This is a genomic window from Aliivibrio salmonicida LFI1238 (genome assembly GCF_000196495.1).
Classification (GTDB): Bacteria; Pseudomonadota; Gammaproteobacteria; order Enterobacterales; family Vibrionaceae; genus Aliivibrio; species Aliivibrio salmonicida.
Map to the genome: position 1 here is coordinate 187,060 of NC_011313.1, position 24,165 is coordinate 211,224.

The window sequence follows — 24,165 nt, forward strand, 5'->3', positions numbered from 1 at the left end:
CCGGCCCTACATCATCATATTGTTATTAAGGTTCCACATGATCCAAATAGAACCTGCAATCACAATAAACACAATAACGGCAGTAAACACAAAAGACAGCATATTAAAGCGCCCTTTTTCTGTGCTATCCATATGAAGGAAATAAAATAAATGTACCACTAACTGTGCTATTGCTGAGAGAATCAAAACAACAATAGTCACCTCACGAGATAAAACCCCAGTGTAGGCAAAGTAAAATGGGATCATAGTTAAGATAAGAGAAGCAATAAAACCAGTAATATAACCTTTTGCCCCTAAATCTTGCTGATCACTGCCCGATACAAATTGATTAGCCATTAGATAACCCCCAACAAATACACAATCGTAAACACACAAATCCATACAATATCTAAGAAATGCCAGAATAAACTTAGGCAATAAAAGCGCCCTTTCATCAAGTCATTCAAACCTTTGGTATTTAGTTGGAAGTAACACACACTTAACCAAATCAAACCGAAAGTAACATGTAAACCGTGAGTCCCCACTAAGGTAAAGAAGGCCGATAAAAACGCACTACGCTGTGGTCCAAACCCTTCTCCAATCAAGTGATTAAACTCATACACTTCCATTGAAATAAAACCTAAACCAAGCAGCGCTGTAATTAATAACCAACGTTTTAAGCCTGCTAGATCTTCGCGTTTCATTGCAATAATACCGAAACCAAACGTAATACTACTAAGCAGTAATAACATGGTTTCAACAAACACGAATGGCAGTTCAAAAATGTCTTTTCCGCTTGGCCCACCGGCAGTGGCGTTAACAAGCACTGCATAAGTGGCAAATAAAGAGCCAAACAAAATGCAGTCGCTCATTAAGTAAATCCAAAAACCATATTGCTTCATTTCATTCGCATCGTGATGATCATGATCATCATGTTTATGCTCAGCCGTTGGATTAGCGTACATAATCTACCTCCATATCTTCATCATCGGCATGTGTATTTTGTTGTTTTGCTTTTCTTAATTTGGCTTTATTGGCTTCTTCAATTGCCTTAATTTCTTCAACTGATACGTAATAATCACGATCTTCATTAAAACTATGAACAATCGCGGTAACAATAATTCCGACAAAACCAATAGCCGCTAACCACCAGATATACCAAATCATTGCGAAACCAAAAATCAGAGACAGACCCGAGATGTAAATACCCGTCGCCGTATTTTTTGGCATATGGATTGGAGAATATTCTTCTTCAGTACGTAATGTAAATTCAACACCCGCTTCACCGCGTTGTTTTTGATACCAAAATGCATCAATTTCATCACCTTTCGGGATTTTCGCAAAATTATAAAACGGCGGTGGAGACGACGTTGACCATTCTAGAGTTCGAGCATCCCAAGGGTCACCGGTTAAATCTAGATTTTGTTCACGGTCTCGAATACTAACAATGTATTGAGTTACCTGACACGCAACACCACAGAAGATAACAAAAGTACCAAATGCAGCCACAGCAAGCAGTGGGAAATATTCAGGGTCGATGTGTTGGCTCAAACGACGAGTCATTCCCATAAAGCCCAGCGCATAAAGAGGTAAAAACGCCAATAAGAAACCGATGATCCAGCACCAAAATGCACGTTTACCCCATGTTTCATTTAACTTAAAGCCTGTCGCTTTCGGGAACCAATAACTAACACCAGCGAAACAACCAAAGACGACACCACCGATAATCACATTATGGAAGTGAGCAATCAGAAACACACTGTTATGTAATACATAGTCAGCACCAGGAACGGCCATTAATACCCCGGTCATTCCACCAACAGTAAAGGTAATGAAAAAACCAATCGTCCATAACATTGGTGAAGTAAACTCCACACGCCCACGATACATGGTAAATAACCAGTTAAAAATCTTAACCCCTGTCGGTATCGAGATTATCATAGTGGCAATACCAAAGAAGGCGTTCACATTCGCACCAGAGCCCATGGTAAAGAAGTGATGCAACCACACAACAAATGCAAGAATGGTAATAACCACCGTCGCCCACACCAGTGAAGTGTAACCAAACAACTTCTTACGGGAGAACGTAGCCACAACCTCAGAATACACACCGAATATTGGCAAAATAAGAATATAAACTTCTGGGTGTCCCCATGCCCAAATTAAATTAATGTACATCATCATGTTACCGCCCATGTCATTGGTAAAGAAATGGGTACCGATGTAACGATCCAATGTAAGTAACGCAATGGTCACAGTTAATATTGGAAAAGAGATAATAATCAAGACGTTGGCACACAATGACGCCCAAGTAAATACTGGCATTTTCATCATAGGCATAGAAGGCGCACGCATACGCATAATCGTGGTAAAAAAGTTCACTCCAGAAAGCGTTGTACCTATACCAGATATCTGAAGAGCCCAAATCCAGTAATCAACTCCGGTTCCTGGGCTTGCTTTAATACCAGAAAGAGGTGGATACGCCAGCCAACCAGTACGTGCAAATTCACCCACACCTAAAGATAGATTGGTTAAGATCACTCCTACCACAAATAACCAAAAACTTAAGTTATTTAAATATGGAAATGCAACATCACGTGCACCTATCTGCAGCGGTACCACTATATTCATTAAACCAATGATCATAGGCATCGCTACGAAAAAAATCATAATCACGCCATGGGCACTAAAGATCTGATCATAATGTTCAGGGGGCAAATACCCCCGCTTCACCAGCAGAAGATAATAATTGCTGGCTCCGCATCATAATGGCATCCGAGAAACCACGAATGAGCATAATTAAGGCCACTGCAATATACATGAAACCAATTTTCTTATGGTCAACCGAGGTGAACCACTCCGACCATAAATATTGCCATTTACCATAATAAGTAATGGCTGAAACAACGCTAAGTCCCACAATGGCGATTACCGCTAAAGTCACCACGATAATTGGTTCATGGTATGGCACGCTGCCGAGAGAAAGTCTTCCTAACATACTAATTTCCTATTCTTTGCTATTTGCCATGTCCATATGATGTTCTTTACCCATGCTTTTCTCGCTTGAATTTAAAGAACCCCTATATTGTTTCACCACATCAGAAAACAAATGGTCTGGAACACTAGAATAATAAGTCACGGGCACGTTTTCACTTGGCTTTGCCAGTTCACGATACGCATCAAAATCGCTCATCACTAACGCACCGTCTTTGTGTTTCAAGCTCTTAGCCCATTCCCCAAATTCCTTACGAGTTTCTGTAACATGCGCAGTAAATTTCATACCGGAGAAACCAGCACCGCTATAACTAGCAGAGATCCCTTTATAATCATTCGCTTCATTAGCAATTAAATGAACTTTCGTCATCATTCCGGGCATCGCATAGATTTGACTGCCCAAACGAGGAATAAAGAATGAATTCATAATATTATCTGATGTGACTTTAAACTGAACCGGAACGTCTTTTGGAAAAACGACATAATTCAATGTTGCAATGCCTTGTTCTGGATAGATAAATAACCATTTCCAATCCAGTGATATCACTTCTATTGTCATTGGTTTTACATCGCTAACTAATGGCTTAGATTGCTCTAATTCATGCGTAGTGCGCCATGTAATAATGCCTAAAATAACAATGATAATGATCGGTACAGCCCAAACAATCACTTCAACTTTAGTAGAGTGTGCCCATTCTGGTTCGTACTTTGCTTCTGTATTCGATGAGCGGTATTTATAAGAAAAATAAACCGTCATCAAAATCACCGGAATAACGACAATCAACATTAATAACAGTGCAGTGATAATGAGTTCTTTTTCTTGAATACCAACAATCCCTTTAGGATCAAGTAATGCAGAGTTACATCCTGATATAAACAGAATTGAGCCTAGCAATCCTCCTCGTGACAGAATATTTTTATATTTTAAGACTTCCATTCTCAATCTCAATATTAAAAGTTGAAGACATATCTATATGTTACTCGCTTCAATGAAAATCTAATTTTTAGCTATAAATATCAAGTTTAAACGCTATTTTCGACGGTTCATTCCCTCTATCTAAAGTAACCATAACCGTTTATAAATTTGCATCAAAAAAGTTCAACATAAATAATAGTTATTACGAACACGCACACAAAAGTGTAACAGCTCGAAATTAAATGTAACATTATGTTACAACTAAAAACAAGTTTGATTAATGGTATACCTGTCTATATTTGTTGGTGATAACGCTTTTAAAAAGCGTTTTTTTATAGTTAAAGAAGATTAATATTCGTCAAAATCTGTAATATATGCATTTAATACAGACTAATATTAAGGTGAAAACTTGATATAATTAAAAACAAACACGGGCGTTAAATTGATATATTAGTGATATTTTTCAAGTATCTCCTGACAACTCTCAAGGAAGCACTTAACTCGATTAAGTAAAGTCTTCATCGATGACTTTATTCAGTTTTGTCGTACCCATCAAAAAGGTGACGCTCTGTTTAATATTTCGCTATAGATATAAACTAAAATCGGGGGTTGCTCACACTTTTACGTTAATTCGTACAGTATAAAGAATATACAGATGCGAATTTAAAGGGAGAGTCAGTGAACGCCATTAAAGCCATGTTAACTGCCATTCTTGGAAGCTTTCGTGATCTTCTCCCAATTATTCTGGTCATCGCTTTCTTCCAACTCGTGGTATTACAAGAGCCCCTACCAAACCTTGGTTCTATTCTCTTTGGTTTGCTGCTTGTTGTATTGGGTTTAACCTTTTTTATCTTCGGTCTAGAAATGGGGTTATTTCCCATTGGCGAGTCGATGGCACACGCTTTTGCTAGAAAAGGCAGCGTGGCTTGGTTATTACTGTTCTCTTTTTGTTTGGGGTTTGGAACCACCATTGCCGAACCCGCCCTCACCGCTGTTGCAGCAGAGGCGGCTGAAGTCGCCGCAGAAGGAGGTATGATCCCGCACACAGAAGATGAAATGGACCATTATGCCAATGGGTTGCGATTAACCGTTGCTCTCTCTGTTGGCTTTGCCATAGTCATTGGGGTGTTACGGATTTTAAAAGGCTGGCCAATTCATATCATGATCATTGGGGGTTACATCACGGTGGTTGCCCTTACTTGGTTTGCCCCTGAAAACATCATCGGCATTGCTTATGATTCTGGCGGCGTCACAACATCCACAATTACTGTCCCCTTAGTTACCGCGCTTGGTGTCGGATTAGCCTCAACCATTAAAGGCCGCAGCCCGATGTTAGATGGGTTTGGGCTCATTGCTTTTGCTTCATTGCTCCCTATGATTTTTGTCATGATATACGGGATGGTATTAGCATGAATAATCTCACTCTGTTTATCGATACCTTCCTATCTACCATCCGTGACGTATTACCGATTGTGGTGATTATTTTTGACTTTCAATTTGCCGTGTTAAAAAAGCCAATTGCCAATTTACCTAAAGTCATTCTGGGATTCTTCTATGTGATTTTAGGGTTATCCCTATTTTTAATGGGATTAGAACTCGCGCTATTTCCACTCGGCGAATCAATGGCAACGCAATTAACTGCCCCCGACTTTATCTATGAAGGTAAAGATCTATTAATCCAAACGTTTAATTGGGTCGATTATTACTGGGTCTATATTTTTGCGGCGACAATTGGATTTAGTACTACCATTGCTGAGCCATCCCTCATTGCCGTTGCCATAAAAGCCAACGCAGTATCAGGTGGCAGCATTAGCGTTAATGGATTAAGAATTGCGGTTGCTCTGGGTGTCGCTTTTGGTATATCGCTGGGCAGTTATCGTATTGTTGTGGGTGATCCAATTCATTATTACATCATGGTCGGTTATGTGATTGTTGTTATTCAAACCTTTTATGCCCCTAAAATGATAATTCCACTGGCGTACGATTCTGGCGGTGTAACAACCTCTACAGTAACCGTACCTTTAGTTACCGCGCTTGGGCTTGGGCTGGCCTCTACCGTTCCCGGAAGAAACCCGATGATTGATGGCTTTGGGTTAATCGCCTTTGCCAGTTTGTTCCCCATAATTTCAGTAATGGCTTATGCACAGATCAGTGCCTATAGAAACCGATCAAAAAATACCGAATTAATCGATTAATCAGGAGAAAGCCTATGCGCTTTAAATTGTTACTCGCTTTTGTAGAAGAAAGTAAAACAGAGGCAGTTCTTGACGCCGCCCGCAATGCTGGAGCAACCGGTGCAACCGTTATTAATCATGCTCGTGGTGAAGGGTTGAATAAAAAAACCACCTTCTTTGGGCTTACATTAGAAGTACAAAAGGATGTTTTATTGTTTGTCGTTGAAGAGCACTTAGCACGATCTATCTTAGAAACGATAAATCAAGTCGGAGAATTTGATACCGAATCAGGCCAAGGCATCGCGATTCAAATCGATATTGAAGACGCCGTTGGGGTCGCTCATCAAGTAGAAACACTCACCAAGGCTGTTGGGGAAAAACTATGAATAAAATAAAAGTAGAAAACGTCATGTCAAATACTTATGTCATGGTTGATGGGTTAATGACGGTAGCTGAAGGTATTCAACTGGCAAAACAAAAGCAAGTAAAAGCACTCATTGTAAAAAAACGCGATGAAGAAGATGAATATGGGATTGTTCTGATGAATGACATCGCCAAAAAAGTGCTTGCTCAGAACCGCCCTACCGATCGCACCAACATTTATGAAATCATGACAAAACCTGCTTTATCCGTCTCTCCGGATATGAACGTAAAATATTGCGCTCGTCTTTTTGAACGGTTCGGAATTAGTCGTGCTCCGGTGATAAAGCACGGTGAGATAGTTGGCATGGTCAGTTATAACAACATTGTATTAAATGGTATGGCAGAGGTGAATCCCTAACCAAAATAGACGCACTTCGGTGACTTAAAGACGATGAAAATCTCTAAGCCACCGAACCCATTACTCTGTTTTTTGAATGATCAGTGGTGCAAAGTCGGCAACCGCATTATTACCGGCACCAGAATGATCGGTGTATTCCGTATCTTTCATTATGGTATAAAATACATCAACAAAATCATCGTCATTAATGAATAAATCATCAGGAAGCAAGGCAATAATTGCACTTGTCATTTGAGGAATAATTAAATAAGCCTGCGCTTCTTTATCAGGTATAGTCGCTAAAAAATCACTTGCCGCTTTTAAGATAGTTTGCGCTAATTCTTTGTAATCTGTTTTATCATCTTGTTCCATCAAGATAATATCCGCGGCACCCCAACGATAGCGCTGCCAAAAAATCATGATTTGATTTGCAGGGTAAGATTGCTCGGCGTAATCAAGATACGGCATTTCAATCAGATCAATCGTTGGTTCATCACGATCAGGACTGACACCAGAAACAATCGCATACACTTCTGCTTTACCAGAGATCCATGGTTCATGATCATCTTTTAACTGAATTTTTTTCAATATAGTCGTATTGATTTCCGTTGGCTCTTGCGTACTTTGCATCATAGAGTAACGAACGATTTTTTGTGCTTTCGGCTGTTCTTGTAATGCTTTTAACTCATCACGCATTAACGCCAAGCCTGCTTTTAGTTCTTCACGATTATTGGTATCAACCACTAAAACAGGACGTTCTGGAATATCATAAATATCTAGATAATGGACGTTGCCATCAACATCAAATGCTTCAATGTATTGCCATTCACTTTCTGCCCCTTCAGGTTCAAAAGCGAATAATGGACTTTGCCCCGCCTGCCAACGAGCAAGCATGCTTGGGTCAGCAAGACGCAATTCCAACAATTCGTCAGTATATTGCTGTAACCCGCGAGATTCGATCTCAGTATCATTAGCCGCACTCATTGCTGCCATAAAAGTTCGAGCTTGAGGCTTGGGTTGAATAGGTAAATCAGATAAAGAGGCACTTAATTGGTACTGATTAATCGTACCTTTTAAACTCTTCTCTAATTGAGGAAAAGCACGACTCAGTTCCTGAGCTAAGTCACGTTTAGACACTTCATCTTGCGCATTCGCTGAAACAGGAGTCATCAAACAAAGTACGAGTAGCGCTGTTAATTTGTTCATACAGCATTCCTTTTTATAATTATTGTATGTATTTACATCCGTTTACATTTGTCCTTAAACACACTGTAACAAAACCACGAAAAAATTAAAGTCAATACTCTAAAATAGATACTTAATAAGAGATCTCACTATTGAAACAGTTAAATGTCAGGGGGATTTAACCAGAAAGTGAGATTTACCTTTTGGCAATTTAGTCAAAAATGAACCAAACTATTCTATAGAAGCGGAAGAAATTCGAAAACGCAGCAGTATTGTAATAGAAGGATGCAAACAAGGTTGGCGACAACCATTTTGTTAAACATTGGGATAAGGCAGCATAATGACATTAGATACTTGGTTAATCTCGATTTCTACTTGGTATGAAGCAAAGCAATACGACCAAATAGAAACGCTTGAAGCATTGCTTTACTCAGCTCCTCATTCTGTTTGGGGCCCAGAATTAACCGATGATCAAAGTAAGGCAATAGCCTGTTGGTTAGATGGGTGTTTAAGAGTGTTTGAGCACACCAAGTATCATAATGCAAAGAAAGCATATCACACATTACAATACGCCAGCGCTAAGTTAGAAGTGACCACCTTTAACCCCGCAACGGATATTGATATTAAAGATTGGTGCTTAAAACGATTGCAGCACCTCACGGTACTCAGTCTGGAGTTTTGTAATCAGCAACAAGATCAATCAACATGGCATGAAAAAGCCCACTCATTAATTGAAATGCACGTTAAATTAATGGCAAGTCTTTCTTGGAATGAAAGTCGCGCACCAAATTTAATATTCCCTCATTAATACCTTATACAAAGACAATAAAAAAGCAGCAGATTAACCCCTGCTGCTTTTCTTTTTATTTAACTCACCTTAAAGAAAGACAACTCTTCGCTTTGTTTTACAGCCAATAGCGCTAATTCTTTCGCAGCTTGTTGTGTCTGATTCACCGCCGCTACATTCTCATTGACTAAATCGAATGTTCTCGTGGTATTTTTAGCGATATCTTCCGTCACATTGTATTGCTCTTGTGAAGCCGTAGCGACTAAGGTATTTATATCTGAGATAGCTTGAACCGATTGAGCAATATCATCAAAAGAAGCTTTCACATTATGAGATAATGCCACTGACTCTTGAATAGAATTAACATTTGCTACCATATTGTCATTTGCTTTTTCTGATTGCGCTTGCAGTGTAGAAATAATGCCTTGAATATTTTTAGTCGACTCTTGAGTTTTAGCCGCTAAGTTCCGCACTTCATCGGCTACCACAGCAAAACCACGACCTTGTTCCCCAGCACGAGCTGCTTCAATCGCTGCATTCAAAGCTAATAAATTAGTTTGCTCAGAAATAGAACTAATCACATTTGTTACTTCTCCAATATCAATCGCGCTATTTTTTAGCTCTTCGATCATATAAGCCGTTTCTTGAACCGATTCATTAATGTTTTGAGTTAATAAAATAGATTGCTCTAACGCTTTATTTCCTTCAGTTACATTATCAATTGCTTTTCTTGTTTCATCTTCAGCTTGAACCGCATTCGATGATACCTCTTTTGAAGTACTTGATAATTCACTAATAGCCGTCGATATTTCTTCTACTTGAGCTAATTCACTTTGAGTATTTTTAGCGGTATTTTGCATAACAGCAGTCAACTCTTCAGAAGAAGAACTCGTATTATCCGCTGAAATAGTGAGTTCATTAATAAGATTTGATAGCCTTCCAATCGATTTATTGAACTCTTGTTTAATTTTAAAAAATTCATTTTTAGATGGAACAATAGGCAACGGTTTTAAAACACCATCCGCCAATAAAGCAATAGCCGACGACATTTCATTAACGTTATTATTAATAATATTATTTATAATAAAGAATAAAACGGCAGAACAAAAACAACCTATAAACGTTAAGATTAATGTAATTGAAATTAATCCACTTAATGATTCATCCAACAACTCCGTTCTTTGAGCAAGGAATTTTTTTTCTTCAGCAGAAATCTTATCAAATACGATTCTAATTTCATTAACATATTTTTCTCCATCTGCTTTATCTATAAACTCTAGAGCTTCACTTAAACTTTTAGTATTCCGAATTTCTATCCCTTGATCTATAACGTTTTCTTTCCAATTTGAATAAGTTTTTATAAGTGTATTTAATCTATTCGTTTGATCTGTCGTAGGATTATTAGAAAAAAAGGTGGACAACGTCTCAAGATCTGAATTAATCGAACTTACTCCCATCTCATAAGGCATTAGTGATGACTTTTCATTAGTTAACATATACCCCCTGAAACCGGTTTCTATGTTAATCACTTGCTCTAAAGAATGCTGAACCAGTCCCATAATCGTGTATGTTTTTTCTACTGCGTCGCTGTTCTTTTCAATCTCTTCATTTGAATTATCTACAGAAACATAAATAGACATAAATGAAATGAATGTCACAAAGAAAGCAATAATCATGAGTAGTTTAGTTGGTAAATTTGCTAGCTTATTCATTTTAACCTTATAACATATATTTTATAATTTGATGCGTCATCACGTTCTCTTAACAAATAATTAAGACTACACATCACTTTTTTATTTAATGAAAACATAAAGAAAATCGAACTTAATCGGTTAATAATCGAATGAAAAAACAGAATAAAACCATTAAAAAAATAGCCATATAATATTGCTTTGATTTTTTTATTAAACCATTACTTTTCGCTTTCCTCTGGGGTATTTTCCTTAACAAAAGATCATGACCATGACTTCTTTTAAGGTTGTGTTTCATCCACCCCATATCTTCATCACAAACTTCAAATGTGCAATAAACATCACAGCCATTGACTAGATTATTAGTACATAAATCCAAAAATGAGGTTTCAGAATTAGCGACTAATATGTGTTTATTACTCATTATCTATATTCCTTAACTAACTAAAAATCCATAGAAAAATTAAAATTATAAAGACTAACCTCTATTTCTTTTTTGCAATCGCGATCAAACTCCAGAACCAATACCCTTCTATTATACAGGCAATACTTTACATTCACACAAATAATGACAGTTTCGATTTCTTCACCACTAAAACATATCGGTTTTAATTCTATATGACGATGTAATTTAATATTTACAAAGTGATCTTTTTTAGAAAAATAAAATGATTCAACCATAAATTCGGAAAGAGAACATTGGTGTTTTTTCTCTCCAGAAATAAACATCATATCTTCAGATTTAAGTCTAATAATCCCAGAATAATTAATGATCATTTGTAAGCGTGCGGGGAACTACACCTAACAAATAAAATTCATTATGCGTATCTTACGATCTTTCATTTAACGAGAACGTAATTATGCAAAAAGATAAAAAGAGAACACCAGAGCAATGGCACGCTCTATTTGAATCTCAGCAATCTAGCAAGCTTAGTGCCGCTGAATTTTGTCGTAACCATAATATTCTGCCAAAGACATTTAGTGCACGTAAAGCACGATGGAAACAAAAGATTAACGCTTCTACTTTCTTGAAAGTAGAAGCGTTAACATCAACTATCATCGCCACTCCACAATTACCAGATATTCAACTTTCTATCGGAAAATTGCGATTAACATTGCCAGCTAATACTGAACCTCACTGGATAGGACTCTTATTAAAAGGGTATCAATCATGAATGTATTTACTGATGTTTCCACCATTTATCTTCATCGTGATTTTGTCGATTTTCGCAAGGCCATTAATGGCCTTGTCGTGATTGTTGAGCAAGAAATGCAACTATCACCGTTTAGTGATGCTCTATTTATATTTTGCAATAAGCCTCGTGATAAACTCAAAATATTGTATTGGGATAAAACAGGATTCGCTTTATGGTACAAGCGATTAGATGAAGACCGCTTCAAATGGCCACGAAATATAAATAACGATACGTTAGCATTATCAGAGCAGCAACTGACACTGCTATTACAAGGTTTTGATATCTTAGGACATCAACCGGTACATTATCAAACAACCCTTTAAATAGTTGATTCTCAGTCAAGAATAGGAGGCAACCGATTGATTACCTGTATTATCGTTATATAGTCATCTACATGACTGATAAAATAAAACCACTTCCTGATACCATTGACGAGCTGAAAGCACTTGTGCTTCAGCTTGAAAATAAATATAACCGTCTTCTAGAGCAATTTCGACTGGCTCAACATCAGCGCTTTGGTAAAAGCAGTGAATCTGACTCGACTCAATTTGATTTATTCAATGAAACAGAAGAAGAAATCATCATTGAAAATGATGACACACAAACGATTACCTACACTCGTCAAAAGCCAAAACGCCAACGCTTACCTGAAGACTTACCGCGTACTGTTATTATCCACGACATAAAAGATAAAACTTGTAAGTGTTGCGGTCTAGAGATGCATGCGATGGGTAAAGACATCAGTGAAAAGTTGGAATTTGTACCAGCTAAAGTGGAAGTTATTCAACATGTTCGTCCTAAATATGCTTGCCGAAATTGTGAAAAAAACAATACTTCAGTAGACATTAAACAAGCCCCAATGCCAGCGTCACCAATCCCTAAAGGGATTGCGACCGCAAGTTTACTTGCTCAAATTATTACGGCTAAATTTCAATACAGTCTTCCACTTTATCGTCAAGAAACGTTATTTCAGCAATGGGGTATCATTATTGGACGGCGAACGATGGCGGATTGGTTAATAAAATGCTCGGTACTATTTACCCCTCTTAATAACGAGTTACATCGTATTTTGCTTGAACAACCCACTCTGCATTGTGATGAAACAACGGTAAATGTGTTGGATGTTGAAAAAGCAAAATGTTATATGTGGGTCTACTGCTCTGGCTATGATTCTCCAGGCTCTGGTGTTTTGCCTGGAATTGTACTTTATGATTATCAATCTAGCAGGCATGGCTACCATCCAGTTAACTTTTTAAAAGGTTATAACGGGTATTTACATACCGATGGTTACCAAGGTTATGAACAAACTGAAGCGATTTTAGTTGGCTGTTGGGCACACGCACGTCGACGATTTATTGAGGCTCAACGTGTTCAAGTAAAAGGGAAAACAGGGAGTGCAGATTGGGTATTGAGTAAAATCCAAAAGCTATACCGGATCGAATCGTTATTAAAAGAGGCTTCCCCTGAAGCCAAGTATGTTGCTAGGCAGACAGAAGCCCGCGATTTACTTAAAGAGCTCCGTGATTGGCTTGATAGCGCAGTTAGTCGAGTATCACCTAAAACAAAATTAGGTGAGGCGATTAGCTATACATTAAATCAATGGGATAAATTAGTTCGTTATATTGATGATGGATTGTTATCTATTGATAACAATCGAGCAGAGCGAGCGGTTAAACCGTTTGTTATCGGCCGGAAAAACTGGTTATTTTCGGGTTCAACGGCTGGTGCAGATTCAAGTGCAATGCTTTACAGCATTGTAGAAACAGCAAAGGCAAACGGATTAATCCCTTACGATTATATTAGGTATTGTCTAGATCGTTTATGTGTTGGATCGCCAGATATCGATTCACTTTTACCTTGGAATGTAAAAGACAAGGTGTAGTTCCCCGCACGCTTACGAATTTAGCATTCATTATTTAAGAAAAAATAGACACAAAAAAGCCTGCCTTTCATTAAAGAATAAAGGCAGGCTGTATCGTTCGTTATTTCACTATCGAATCGATTTCATCAACCAATCCAACACGGGATCTTTTTCGCGTGAAATTGAAAGCGCTTTAGGAATAAACTTAGGAGCAGGTAATATATTACGAGCAATCAATTCATCCAAAATAGGCTTAAATTCAAACCCAGTTTTACCTAAGAATAAAGACGTTAAATCTTCTTTCTCGTACATGTGCAATGCATCACGTAGACCTTTTAGATACAAGTAATCTTTGGTAAAACCGCCACCACGATAAGCCCGAGCCGTTATCGTAAACGCACTGTCATCACTTTGATCATAATCGTGTTTCAAGCAATGGAATGTTTCTGAGAACGAGTCCCCTTTCACCATTTTATGAACCGCAATAACGCGCAATGCCAGCGTTTTTAAGCGTCCTAAATTGAAACTACCCGATAAGTGCTCACATAAAATAGCGAGCCCTTCTTGAGTGTGGGTATTGCCAGGTAGACCTAATGTTAAGATCTTCAACGGTTGTTGCTCGGCATTAATGCTCGTCACCATGTGCACACCCAATTCGTGATGAATTAAGGCATCCAAATCTTTCTTGCCAAACATCACACCCGTATTCACTTTCAGTGTTTTTCCGCTCACCATTGCTCTTGCAATTAATTGTGTTGAGCCGATCACTTTACACTTAAAGCCATACTCGTCAGCCGCTTCATGAAACGCTGCCATCGCCTCTTTCGGTGTTACCGTCTGAGCTTCTGGTTCGTCATACTCTTTTGCGTGAAGAATAAAGTTGGCGTTAGCAATGTCTTGATCATCTGGCTGACCGTAATAGCGAAGCGAATTATACAAGAAATCGTCCGTACCAATACTGGTCAACAAATCGATTCTCACCGCAAGCTGATCGATCACTTTACGGTACAATTTCTGCAAATCAGCATCACGAATGTCATCAACGGGTAAACGATACAATTGCTCTCTGAACAAGTACGGATCGATGTCTAATTGTTTATACGTAAAATTCGGTTCATACGTAAACGGCTTCGTTAAGAAACGACGTTTTTCTTGACGTAAATTACTTGGGTTAATGTAACTCAGCGTATTGATGCCTTTGGCAATCTTAAATAACGCGCGGTCTACCTTGTACGCTTCTGCTGATAAAGTAGACACCAATATTTGCCCTGGCGTTACTTTCTTTTTTGCACCTGAACGACGAGAAAGCATGGCGGCAACGTGACCACTGATCACCGTTTTTAGCTCTTCTTTCAGTTTCTCAATCACCAAAGGAAAACTTTCTCCTCGGCTTTCATCCATATAAATTTTCTTCACACCTAATGGGAAGATAACGGTTTTTGAGAAGTGTTCTTTAACAAACGTCGCTTGATAGCCAAGACCGGTGCATACGCTGTTTTCTTGTGCATCAACATCAATATTTGGTAATTCAACATGATTCAAACGATCCAATAAATCGTTAATTTTTTTACGCCAGCGACGCGCATTAATTTGTTTTGTTCCCACATTAAACGTAGGGATCGCTTCATCTGTGCTTTGATAATTGTACGAACGAAGATCATACACAGAACAAATGCCAAACTCATTTTCTAACGTGGTGAGTAAGCAATGTAAAATTCGGTAATACGTCGCGTGTTTTGACTTACTCAGTTCACTTTCTTTTTCTGCTAATGGCGATGTCCATACGTTATCAATGCACGTCGCTTCCGTTTTATCTATATCGTATTCATAGCGAGAATCTAGTGCCAATAATACGATTGGTAATGACGAAATAAAATCACCAGAATACGGCGATTCTTGCACATAGCGCTCGCTGTCTGACAATGTACATAGCTCACTCAATGACGCGCGCATTTCATGACCGTTATGCACCGCTGTCGCAAGGTAAGGCTGATATTCGCTGATTCGAAGGGTAAGTCCACCATCCGCTAATGTCGCTTCAAAAGGAATTAGGTTTTGAATTTTATTTACTATTTCACTCTCAGAAAGAATCTGCATCATTAATCCTTTTTCTACATCCATTTTATTGTTGTTCACTTCTTCTTTTATACTCACAACATGTTCTCCAAATTAATGATTTACGTTGCAGTCTGATCCGATTTTAGCGATTAACTGACTGTATTGCTTTATTAACGGTATTTACCTACCGCTTTTAGTTAGCCATAGGATTGCGTATTTATAAAGCGACCGTTAAGCCGCCCTATAAAAATGGCCTCTCGATGAAGAGAGGCCACTAGAGTTTATGTTTGGTTTGCAATCAGAGATCACAGACTAATCGTCATCACCTTCGGAGTGACCATCCGTATTTACTGGACGCTGTGTACCACATAATGTGTACAATTTTGGTTTTGTGTTACTTAATTTTAGATATTTAAGCCAACATAGAGTAAATTCAGAGGTAGACTTCTGTTCTGATGCTACTTCTTGAAGAAAAATGCTCTCTCGATCACTAATAGGTACCATAGAGCCTTCAGATAAGGCTTTCATCGTACGGCCGTAACTTTCAAGAATTGCCGCTTCTTTAATAGTGAAACCACTGCGGCTGAACCCTCTTTTAAAGCGGGCATCATCATAGAATTTTGAACTTGTTCTCATCGCTTATTCTTTAATTATAGGAGATAAGCGTATATTTAGTTCAGCTGATGGATTATGTAAAACGAAAAAATTTCGTCCTTTCGATAAAACTTTTTTATGGTCAGGCTAACCTTTAATTATGGGATGAATTCTTTGGACACTGATTTACTTAAAACCTTCTTAGAAGTGACAAAAACGCGTCACTTTGGCCGTGCTGCTGAGCACTTATTTCTCACTCAATCCGCGGTCAGTTTTAGGGTTCGACAATTAGAATCTCAGCTAGGTAATCCTCTGTTTACTCGTCAGCGCCATAACGTTCAGTTAACGGCAGCCGGAGAGCGATTATTACCCTATGCTGAAGCCATTTTACAAACGTGGGGCAGGGCAAAACAAGATGTCGCATTAACTGAGGATTACAATTCTCAAATCGCCATTGGAGCGAGCCCACTGTTTTGGGAATTTGATGGTATTTCCGATTGGATCAATGGCATTTATGCGTCTATTCCCGGCCTTGCTTTGCGCTTAGAATCGATTCGTCGCCAAGATTTATCAAAATCTTTACTTGATAAGAATGTCGATCTATTTATTACCAGTGAACCCCCGAAGATTGATGGTTTAGGCGTATTAAAGATCCGTGATTACCAATTACAACTCGTTTCTCATGATCCAGATTGTCAATTAAAAAGCAGTCAAACGCTTCCTTTAGTGTATCTCGATTGGGGTGCTAAGTTTGCGATTCAGCACAGTAAGATACCCGAGCTACAACGCACGCCAATTTTGCATACGCACTCTTCTCGAATGGCGTTAGATTATTTGATAGCAAACTCTGGGGTTGGTTATTTGCCTGCGCCAGTTGTGAACCAGAGCATTGAGGATGGCGATCTTTACGTCGTTGATAACGCCCCCATCATGGAGCAGCATCTGTACTTAGTATGGAAAGAGAAAAGCGAGAAATCAGAATTGATCGAACGAATTTTAAATATAAAGCCGAATAATGTCGCGGAAAGTGTTCAATAACAAAATGGCTAAAATGAAAGCAGTGACATCGCACTGCTTTCTTTTCGTTTGATACTATTTGATTTGTCTTTTAGTATCCTTTCTTACGTTGGCGAGACTCTGTTTGAACAGAGTGAATCATTCTACCAAGCGCTCTGTCTTTTAAGCGTTTTTCTGCTAACGTTTCACTGTTCAACGCTTGCTCACGCATTAATTTTTGATAGCTGACAAAACGACGAGACTCTAGCTCCCCCTCATTCAAGGCTTTTTGGATTGCACAACCCGGCTCATTATTATGAGTACAGTTCCCAAAACGGCATTGGTCAATGAAATACGTAATTTCATGGAAAGTATCGCTCACGCCTTGCTCACAATCGCTTAATTGCAGCTCTCGCATTCCAGGAGTATCCATTAACAAACCGCCTTGCGGCATCCACTTCACTGCGCGTGAGGTCGTTGTATGTCGACCTTTGCTATCATCTTCTCGAATACCACCAGTTGCTTGTGCGTCTTCTCCCATTAAGGCATTAACCAGTGTTGATTTCCCAACACCTGATGAGCCCAATAGCGCGATGGTTTTTCCTTGTGCACAATATCCCGTCAGTTCTTTGATATGCTCACTGTCTAGTGCATTTATCGCATGAACCATCATGAATCGATTTAACGTTTGTACTTGGTAGCGTTTTTCCTCGCTGTCATCACACAAATCTGCTTTAGTCAGTATGATCACAGGTTCTACATCAGCTTCTTTAGCCATTGCTAAATAACGCTCGATACGGCTTAAATTGAAATCATTATTTAATGAACAAACAATAAATAAACTATCAACATTAGAGGCAATAAGTTGGTTATCCACCTTAGAGCCCGGTGCTTTACGTTGAAATAATGATTGGCGTTCCAACCCTCTTTCTAACTTTAGTTGCTCATCAAACAAAACCCAATCACCAACACACACACGATCACTGTTCGGTGTTTGTAGTAAATTAAATTGGCCTTGTTCGCTCAATACCACCACACCACTTCGATGTTGTTCTATCACTCTACCTATTCGCAGTTCGGTCAGTTCCTCTAACGTTAGCTGCTGCTGGAAAAATGGACGCCATCCAAGTTGAGGCAATGAAGGTAGTAAATTCATGTTGATCTTCCTTTGGGCATCTTGCCCATAATCTTAAGGTATATGAGAGTCCGTAACTCTCGGCAAAGATAATAATCACTTTGCAATAAAAAAGATTGAAGAAAACCGACAATTTTGAAATTTAATTACATCTTTAAGATGATAATTTACTGCCTTTCACCGATTTATTATGCCTTTGTAAATAAATACTAGGATCAAGGTTATTCGCTTGTTTTATATCAGCTATATAACCATTATAATTATTTTTATTTCCCTATAGTTTAAAGACGCTGCTTTCTTATGGAGTAAGAGATTGAACGAATTCCAAGACTTATCATCCCAGATTGACCCCCTCTTTAATGCAGACCCACAGCAGCAAGTCGAATTACTCGGTGAGTACGTTGAACATGGCTTAGACAACGGTTCTTTTGCTCGCATTTTAGAAGCCTTTCCCGTTGATCAACGTGTGCAATTGTGGCGTCGTCTGCCATTAGAAATGCACATTGATGTATTAACTGAAATGCGTGCTGACGCACGTGTTGCTATTCTTGAAGCGCTATCAGAAGCTGAGCTAAATTTCACGCTCGCTAAACTGGATAACTTATCGTTAATTGAATGGGCAGAGTCTCTGCCTGAAGATATTTTCAGCCTTGCTTTGCAGCTTATCAACCGTGATGAGTTGGATCTATATGACGACGCAAAACAATACGAAGACGATGAAGTTGGGCATTGGGCTGATAGAAAAATTGCGACATTGCCTTTTAATGTCAGTGTTGGGCGAGCTAAAAAGCTGTTAAAAACCAATTTATTTGAATCTCATCAGTACATGTACTTAATTAACCGTGCTCATAAGTTTCACGGTATTGTGCAATACACCGATATTTTAATTGCTGACGATTCAATAAAAATAAATACCCTTAAAATTGAAGATTGCCTAGCGCTTAATGTGCATCAGCCATTAAGTGAAAGTATCGAAGCCATTGAACATTCCGTCGTACCCAGTGTGGCGATCATTGACGATGAGAATACGTTAATTGGCCAACTCGATTGGCAGTTTGCGATTAACACTCAACGTGAGATTTATGAAACTCGCTTAATGGCAGGTACGGGTATGGATGAAGGCGATGATCTATTCTCCCCTATCTTTCGAAGTTCTAAAAAACGTGGGCTGTGGCTAGGTATTAATTTATTAACCGCCATCCTCGCCTCAATTACGATTGGATTATTTGAAGATGTGATCACCCAAGTGGTTGCACTTGCGGTATTGATGCCGATTGTGGCTTCAATGGGCGGTATTGCTGGTAGTCAAACATTAACCTTAATGGTTCGTGCCATGGCGCTCAATCAAATCACCCCCGGTAACCGCTTTACCTTATTAAAAAATGAGTTGGGAATTGGATCAATTAACGGATTGTTATGGTCGTTGATTATCGGTGGCCTGGCTGGCGCATGGTTTCAATCGTTCACTTTGGGAGCCACCATCTCCCTTGCCATCATTATCAACATCATTACAGCGGCGCTATTTGGCGTCCTTATTCCTATCACATTAGATAAGTTTAAATTAGATCCTGCATTGGCCGGTTCCGTCATATTAACCACGGTTACTGATGTTGTAGGCTTCTTTGCTTTCTTAGGCACCGCAAGCCTTGTTATGATGTAATTTCTCAAGCACTGGGTTGCACAAGCGCCCAGTGTTTTTTCATTCCACCGAACCATCACAACCGCTAATCTCATCTTCTATTCAAATACTCAGTATCAAATCACTTCCCTCAAAATTTAGCCCGCTCGTTCACCGTATTTATCTCTAACCAATTATCTGTCATTGCACTTTTATTATTCAGATTTTACGAATAATCATTTCGAATATTACTCAATTATCAAAATTAAACGAATAGATATAATAATTGTCATTAGGCAATAACGACAAAAGTGAAGACTAAAAACCGAACTTATATCAAAGGATATAATCATGAGCACATTAAATGAAACACACACAAAACCAAGATTAAATCAGAGTGTTATTGATAATATACCTTTTGATTTTTCAGCTAACGACATTGAGATTTTTGATTGTAAAACATTATTGATATTAGAAAGTTCATTGATAATTTCTGCTTGTGCTTTCTATCAAATTTTATTTTAAATAAATACCATCTCATTTCTGTATAAATAGATGACATACGTTTAAAAACACCTTACGAAATAACAAAGAGAACAAATTATGAAAAATAAAATAACCCTCGGGGTCACTAATCTTTCTTTTCATCAGTTAACCGCATCGATAATTACTCATGTATTAGTTGATATGGGATTCGAAGTAGATCGAATTTACTCCTCACATCAAGACAACTTTGAGAAATTAAAATTAGGCGACATTGATATGCTGGCTTCTGCTTGGCTTCCCTCTAGTCACGGTATATATAAATCTGATGTAGAAGAGACGGTAGAGTTACTTGAATTAGGGCTGCATTATAAGCCATACGCACTCTGGGGCGTACCAGATTACATCCCAGAAGAATCCGTATCTGAAATAAATGATTTATTAAAACCTGAAGTGCTTTCATGCATGAATAAAAACATTCAAGGCATTAACCCAGGTGCTGGTATTACTCGATTTTCTATCAAAATGATGGATGCATACGACTTAAGTCATGCAGGTTACATCTTCCATACAGGAAGTGAAGAAGATTGCTTTGCCGCATTCGAACAAGCCGTTGAGAATAAAGAATGGGTTATCGTTCCATTATGGAAGCCACAATTTTTACACCATAAATACACTATTCGTGAAATTTCCGAGCCAAAAGGTTTATTAGGTATCGTCGATCGCGCCGTGTTATTACTCCGACAAGATCGCGCAACTTATTTCACTCAAGAACAAATTCGAAGATTAGATTCACTTACATTCTCCAATGAGATTATCGCGGCTCTCGACTATCAAGTTTCCCGAGAAGGAAAAGATATCGATGAAGTAACCAAGCAATGGCTTAATAATCAGTAATGACCCAAAACCAATGCTATTACTTAATCTCTCAACCATAAAAAACGCCTAAAGAAATTTACTTTAGGCGTTTTTCTAATAGGAAGAAAAAATTCCTAGGCTTTACGTATCATTGATTGACTAACGAATGACTAAGATCGGAACCTTACTTTTCGCCAACACTTCCGTTGTATTGCTACCAACAAAAAACTGTCTCAATTTAGAATGCCCATACGCCCCCATAACAAACAAACCGATCTGATGTTGTTGTTGATACGTAAGTAACGCTTCATCAACCGATCCCGCCAATATGCTTTCATTAACGCTAAGGCCTGCGTCTCGCAACTGCGTTGCTGCTTGTTCAAACTCCGTACTCTTATTGCCTGAATCATCAACCATCACTAAGTGACATTCTAAACCAACTAACAACGGCGTCTTCATCGCTTTTTCAATCAGTTTATGACTGGTTGGGCTACCATCAAAAGCAATCAGATAAGAATTAGGCACAGCAAACGGCTCACTAACAACCAAAATATGCGCGCTAATAGATCGAATAACACTTTCAAGTTGTGAGCCTATTGTTTTGTTAATGCTGCTCTCTTCACCTGATTTACCTATCACTAACACCCTAATTTCATTTTCTAAATCAATGAGGCTATCAAGTAGATTTCCATGTCGTTGCAATTTACGGACATCACTCACGCCCTCTTTAGATGCCCACGTCTTTGCTTCTTCCAGTAATTTATTACCGTGTTTAAGTGCTATTTTACTGCGAGCTTCATCAAGATCGGCCAGTTCATTAAGCAACTCTTCTTGGCTTCCTAATCCTATTTGACCTGACAACTCACTCACGACGGGTCTCATGGTTTTATCAAGTGCGTGCAATAGAACAAGTGGTGCATCGACCTTTTTTGCCACCCACGCACTCGCTTCACACGTGGCGAACGTGAATGTAGAACCATCAATACACGCTATTATATTTTTCATTCGTTTTATCCTTAATGTCCGGCCAATAGTTTTTCGACTTCTTCTGGTTTGTCATGCACACCAAATTTATCCACGATAGTCAGGGTCGCTTCATTCATCCCAATCAGATCAACGTGAGTGCCTTCTCGACGAAATTTGACCACCACTTTATCTAAAGCGGAGACAGAAGTAACATCCCAGAAATGCGCTGCCGATAAATCAATCGTTACGCTTTCTATCACTTCTTTAAAATCAAACGACGTTATAAACTTATCTGATGAAGCAAAGAACACTTGCCCTATTACGGTATATTTACGAGGTTCATTCTTATCCGTATTATTCTTTATCACCATCATACGGCTAATTTTATTGGCAAAGAATAATGAGGCAAGCAACACGCCAACCAGAACACCAAGCGCTAAATTATGCGTCATTACCACAATAATCACCGTGGCTAACATAACAATATTCGTTGATATTGGGTGCTTTCTTAAATCAGTAATTGAACTCCATGAGAAAGTACCGATAGCGACCATTATCATCACGGCAACTAAGGCCGCCATTGGTATTTGCTTCAACCACGGGCCAAGAAATACCACCATAATCAATAAAAACACACCTGCTGAAAGTGTAGATAAACGTCCACGGCCGCCCGACTTTATGTTAATCATTGATTGTCCGATCATCGCACAACCCGCCATACCACCAAGAAAACCCGTAAAGATATTGGCAAGCCCTTGGCCTTTACACTCGCGGTTTTTATCGCTGGTGGTATCGGTGAGATCATCGACAATCGTTGCTGTCATCATGGATTCTAATAGACCCACCACAGCCAAACCAATAGAATACGGCAAGATAATCAATAGCGTTTCTAGGTTTAAAGGTACATCAGGCCATAAGAAAATTGGTAAGGTATCTGGCAGATTTCCCATGTCTCCCACAGTACGAATATCAATATTAAATGACATCGAAATGGCGGTTAATACAACGATACACACCAAAGGCGAAGGGATTAATTTACCTATCACCGGTAGGTATGGGAACAGGTAGATAATCCCTAAACCGGCGGCTGTCATGGCGTAAACATGCCAAGTTACATTTGTTAATTCAGGAAGTTGCGCCATAAAAATCAATATGGCTAACGCATTCACAAAACCTGTAACCACTGAGCGAGAAACAAAACGCATCAAGCTGCCCAGTTTTAAATAACCCGCTAAAATCTGCAATATTCCAGTAAGTACAGTAACGGCAAGCAGGTATTCTAATCCGTGTTCTTTAACTAACGTGACCATCAATAGTGCCATTGCACCGGTAGCTGCAGAGATCATCCCAGAACGACCTCCAGTGAAAGCAATAACAACCGAAATGCTGAAAGAAGCGTACAACCCAATTTTAGGGTCAACACCTGCGATAATAGAAAAGGCGATAACTTCAGGAATTAAAGCAAGAGCAACAACGATACCCGCAAGCAAGTCGCCACGGACATTAGACATCCAATCAATTTTGAAATTTTTTAACATTGAATTCTCAATTTATGCACGGCAATACGCACCAGAAATAGATCTGGGGTGTAAATAAGTGCTTCTTTGATAATACCAATTCCAGTAATTCCTAGTCATTATTATTGGTCAAATCACATAATAGCGTCGCTAAAAATTATTTAAGTAGAATAACTACTTATCAGAATATCAGCCTTGCTTTTAAGTGCTTTTCCTGCGTAATAAATAGACCATTTAATTAATGGCATGGTATGAGTTTTAGCGCGGAAAAGTGGCCGAAAGTACGGCAAAGAATTAACAAGCGCAAAGAGTTAAGCCGAATACTCAGGTGAGTACAGTGCTTAGGTTAGCAATGAGAGCTATAGGGGGGATGGAGCGTTTAAGGCGGCGTAATTAA

At 38.8% G+C, this 24,165-nt stretch carries 24 protein-coding genes and 2 pseudogenes; 13 read left to right on the forward strand and 13 right to left on the reverse strand.

From position 1 onward, the window contains the following. Positions 1 to 6: 6 nt before the first annotated feature. From cyoD to cyoA, 4 genes and pseudogenes are all read right to left on the reverse strand, one after another. Positions 7 to 336: a cytochrome o ubiquinol oxidase subunit IV gene (gene cyoD, locus VSAL_RS16955; protein WP_012551564.1), complete on the reverse strand. Its 330-nt coding sequence runs from the start codon at positions 334 to 336 to the stop codon at positions 7 to 9. Beyond that, positions 336 to 944 (reverse strand): cytochrome o ubiquinol oxidase subunit III, encoded by a 609-nt coding sequence (gene cyoC, locus VSAL_RS16960; protein WP_012551565.1) that lies wholly within the window; start codon positions 942 to 944, stop codon positions 336 to 338. Before cyoC ends, cyoD begins: the two co-directional genes overlap by 1 nt. Beyond that, positions 934 to 2,977: pseudogene (cyoB, locus tag VSAL_RS16965) on the reverse strand (cytochrome o ubiquinol oxidase subunit I). Before cyoB ends, cyoC begins: the two are co-directional and overlap by 11 nt. A gap of 9 nt (positions 2,978 to 2,986) precedes the next feature. Further along, positions 2,987 to 3,910: a ubiquinol oxidase subunit II gene (gene cyoA / locus VSAL_RS16970; protein WP_012551566.1), complete on the reverse strand. Its 924-nt coding sequence runs from the start codon at positions 3,908 to 3,910 to the stop codon at positions 2,987 to 2,989. Positions 3,911 to 4,567: 657 nt separating this feature from the next. Here cyoA and VSAL_RS16975 point away from each other — a divergent pair. The 4 genes from VSAL_RS16975 to VSAL_RS16990 are packed head-to-tail and all read left to right on the forward strand — an operon-like array spanning position 4,568 to position 6,844. Further along, positions 4,568 to 5,302, forward strand: coding sequence for a DUF1538 domain-containing protein (locus VSAL_RS16975; protein ID WP_012551567.1), 735 nt, complete (start codon positions 4,568 to 4,570; stop codon positions 5,300 to 5,302). Then, positions 5,299 to 6,084, forward strand: coding sequence for a DUF1538 domain-containing protein (locus VSAL_RS16980; protein ID WP_012551568.1), 786 nt, complete (start codon positions 5,299 to 5,301; stop codon positions 6,082 to 6,084). Before VSAL_RS16975 ends, VSAL_RS16980 begins: the two co-directional genes overlap by 4 nt. A 14-nt stretch (positions 6,085 to 6,098) precedes the next feature. Continuing rightward, the gene (locus tag VSAL_RS16985) at positions 6,099 to 6,449 is read left to right on the forward strand and encodes a P-II family nitrogen regulator (protein ID WP_012551569.1); all 351 of its coding nucleotides are present in this window, start codon (positions 6,099 to 6,101) and stop codon (positions 6,447 to 6,449) included. Further along, positions 6,446 to 6,844, forward strand: a complete 399-nt coding sequence (locus tag VSAL_RS16990) for a CBS domain-containing protein (protein ID WP_012551570.1) — start codon at positions 6,446 to 6,448, stop codon at positions 6,842 to 6,844. The genes VSAL_RS16985 and VSAL_RS16990 overlap by 4 nt, the downstream gene beginning before the upstream one ends. A 60-nt stretch (positions 6,845 to 6,904) precedes the next feature. Here the strand turns inward: VSAL_RS16990 and VSAL_RS16995 are convergent, their stop codons facing one another. Continuing rightward, positions 6,905 to 8,029 (reverse strand): DUF3103 domain-containing protein, encoded by a 1,125-nt coding sequence (locus VSAL_RS16995; protein ID WP_012551571.1) that lies wholly within the window; start codon positions 8,027 to 8,029, stop codon positions 6,905 to 6,907. A gap of 172 nt (positions 8,030 to 8,201) precedes the next feature. Between VSAL_RS16995 and VSAL_RS23960 the strand changes: the two are divergent. Together VSAL_RS23960 and VSAL_RS17000 are read left to right on the forward strand one after the other, a co-directional pair. After that, positions 8,202 to 8,349: pseudogene (locus VSAL_RS23960) on the forward strand (ABC transporter ATP-binding protein); the annotation flags it as partial. Beyond that, complete coding sequence (locus tag VSAL_RS17000) at positions 8,349 to 8,816, forward strand: hypothetical protein (RefSeq protein ID WP_012551572.1); 468 nt, start codon at positions 8,349 to 8,351, stop codon at positions 8,814 to 8,816. The pseudogene VSAL_RS23960 and the gene VSAL_RS17000, both read left to right, overlap by 1 nt. A 59-nt stretch (positions 8,817 to 8,875) precedes the next feature. Here the strand turns inward: VSAL_RS17000 and VSAL_RS17005 are convergent, their stop codons facing one another. The 3 genes from VSAL_RS17005 to VSAL_RS17015 all read right to left on the reverse strand — a co-directional run bounded on the left by VSAL_RS17005 (position 8,876) and on the right by VSAL_RS17015 (position 11,263). Next, on the reverse strand, positions 8,876 to 10,507 hold the full coding sequence (locus VSAL_RS17005; RefSeq protein WP_012551573.1) for a methyl-accepting chemotaxis protein: 1,632 nt from the start codon (positions 10,505 to 10,507) through the stop codon (positions 8,876 to 8,878). Between the two features lie 112 nt (positions 10,508 to 10,619). After that, positions 10,620 to 10,910 carry a hypothetical protein gene (locus VSAL_RS17010; RefSeq protein ID WP_012551574.1) on the reverse strand — a complete coding sequence of 97 codons (291 nt, stop codon included), beginning with the start codon at positions 10,908 to 10,910 and terminating at the stop codon, positions 10,620 to 10,622. 20 nt (positions 10,911 to 10,930) lie between these two features. Then, positions 10,931 to 11,263, reverse strand: a complete 333-nt coding sequence (locus VSAL_RS17015) for a hypothetical protein (RefSeq protein WP_012551575.1) — start codon at positions 11,261 to 11,263, stop codon at positions 10,931 to 10,933. A gap of 83 nt (positions 11,264 to 11,346) precedes the next feature. Between VSAL_RS17015 and tnpA the strand changes: the two genes are divergently transcribed. The 3 genes from tnpA to VSAL_RS17030 all read left to right on the forward strand — a co-directional run bounded on the left by tnpA (position 11,347) and on the right by VSAL_RS17030 (position 13,564). Further along, positions 11,347 to 11,661 carry an IS66 family insertion sequence element accessory protein TnpA gene (gene tnpA / locus VSAL_RS17020; RefSeq protein ID WP_012548925.1) on the forward strand — a complete coding sequence of 105 codons (315 nt, stop codon included), beginning with the start codon at positions 11,347 to 11,349 and terminating at the stop codon, positions 11,659 to 11,661. Next, entirely contained in the window at positions 11,658 to 12,005 is a 348-nt protein-coding gene (gene tnpB, locus VSAL_RS17025) for an IS66 family insertion sequence element accessory protein TnpB (RefSeq protein ID WP_012548924.1), read from the forward strand. The genes tnpA and tnpB overlap by 4 nt, the downstream gene beginning before the upstream one ends. A 71-nt stretch (positions 12,006 to 12,076) precedes the next feature. Beyond that, positions 12,077 to 13,564 carry an IS66-like element ISVsa2 family transposase gene (locus VSAL_RS17030; RefSeq protein WP_012549008.1) on the forward strand — a complete coding sequence of 496 codons (1,488 nt, stop codon included), beginning with the start codon at positions 12,077 to 12,079 and terminating at the stop codon, positions 13,562 to 13,564. A gap of 108 nt (positions 13,565 to 13,672) precedes the next feature. Here VSAL_RS17030 and VSAL_RS17035 read toward each other — a convergent pair whose 3' ends face one another. Continuing rightward, positions 13,673 to 15,643 carry a flavohemoglobin expression-modulating QEGLA motif protein gene (locus VSAL_RS17035; RefSeq protein WP_012551576.1) on the reverse strand — a complete coding sequence of 657 codons (1,971 nt, stop codon included), beginning with the start codon at positions 15,641 to 15,643 and terminating at the stop codon, positions 13,673 to 13,675. 270 nt (positions 15,644 to 15,913) lie between these two features. After that, positions 15,914 to 16,237, reverse strand: coding sequence for a DUF413 domain-containing protein (locus VSAL_RS17040; protein ID WP_012551577.1), 324 nt, complete (start codon positions 16,235 to 16,237; stop codon positions 15,914 to 15,916). A 132-nt stretch (positions 16,238 to 16,369) separates the two neighbouring features. On the opposite strand from VSAL_RS17040, the gene hdfR reads away from it, so the two are divergent. Continuing rightward, positions 16,370 to 17,233, forward strand: coding sequence for an HTH-type transcriptional regulator HdfR (gene hdfR / locus VSAL_RS17045; protein WP_023602828.1), 864 nt, complete (start codon positions 16,370 to 16,372; stop codon positions 17,231 to 17,233). Positions 17,234 to 17,303: 70 nt separating this feature from the next. Here the strand turns inward: hdfR and rsgA are convergent, their stop codons facing one another. Continuing rightward, positions 17,304 to 18,347, reverse strand: a complete 1,044-nt coding sequence (gene rsgA, locus VSAL_RS17050; RefSeq protein WP_012551579.1) for a ribosome small subunit-dependent GTPase A — start codon at positions 18,345 to 18,347, stop codon at positions 17,304 to 17,306. A gap of 292 nt (positions 18,348 to 18,639) precedes the next feature. Between rsgA and VSAL_RS17055 the strand changes: the two genes are divergently transcribed. From VSAL_RS17055 to VSAL_RS17060, 3 genes are all read left to right on the forward strand, one after another. Continuing rightward, the gene (locus VSAL_RS17055) at positions 18,640 to 19,986 is read left to right on the forward strand and encodes a magnesium transporter (RefSeq protein WP_012551580.1); all 1,347 of its coding nucleotides are present in this window, start codon (positions 18,640 to 18,642) and stop codon (positions 19,984 to 19,986) included. Between the two features lie 309 nt (positions 19,987 to 20,295). Then, positions 20,296 to 20,469, forward strand: coding sequence for a hypothetical protein (locus tag VSAL_RS23555; RefSeq protein ID WP_158306890.1), 174 nt, complete (start codon positions 20,296 to 20,298; stop codon positions 20,467 to 20,469). Between the two features lie 78 nt (positions 20,470 to 20,547). Then, entirely contained in the window at positions 20,548 to 21,324 is a 777-nt protein-coding gene (locus VSAL_RS17060; protein WP_012551581.1) for a glycine betaine ABC transporter substrate-binding protein, read from the forward strand. 120 nt (positions 21,325 to 21,444) lie between these two features. Here the strand turns inward: VSAL_RS17060 and VSAL_RS17065 are convergent, their stop codons facing one another. Beyond that, positions 21,445 to 22,290: a universal stress protein gene (locus VSAL_RS17065; RefSeq protein WP_012551582.1), complete on the reverse strand. Its 846-nt coding sequence runs from the start codon at positions 22,288 to 22,290 to the stop codon at positions 21,445 to 21,447. 11 nt (positions 22,291 to 22,301) lie between these two features. Further along, complete coding sequence (locus VSAL_RS17070) at positions 22,302 to 23,789, reverse strand: SulP family inorganic anion transporter (RefSeq protein ID WP_012551583.1); 1,488 nt, start codon at positions 23,787 to 23,789, stop codon at positions 22,302 to 22,304. Positions 23,790 to 24,165 lie beyond the last annotated feature (376 nt).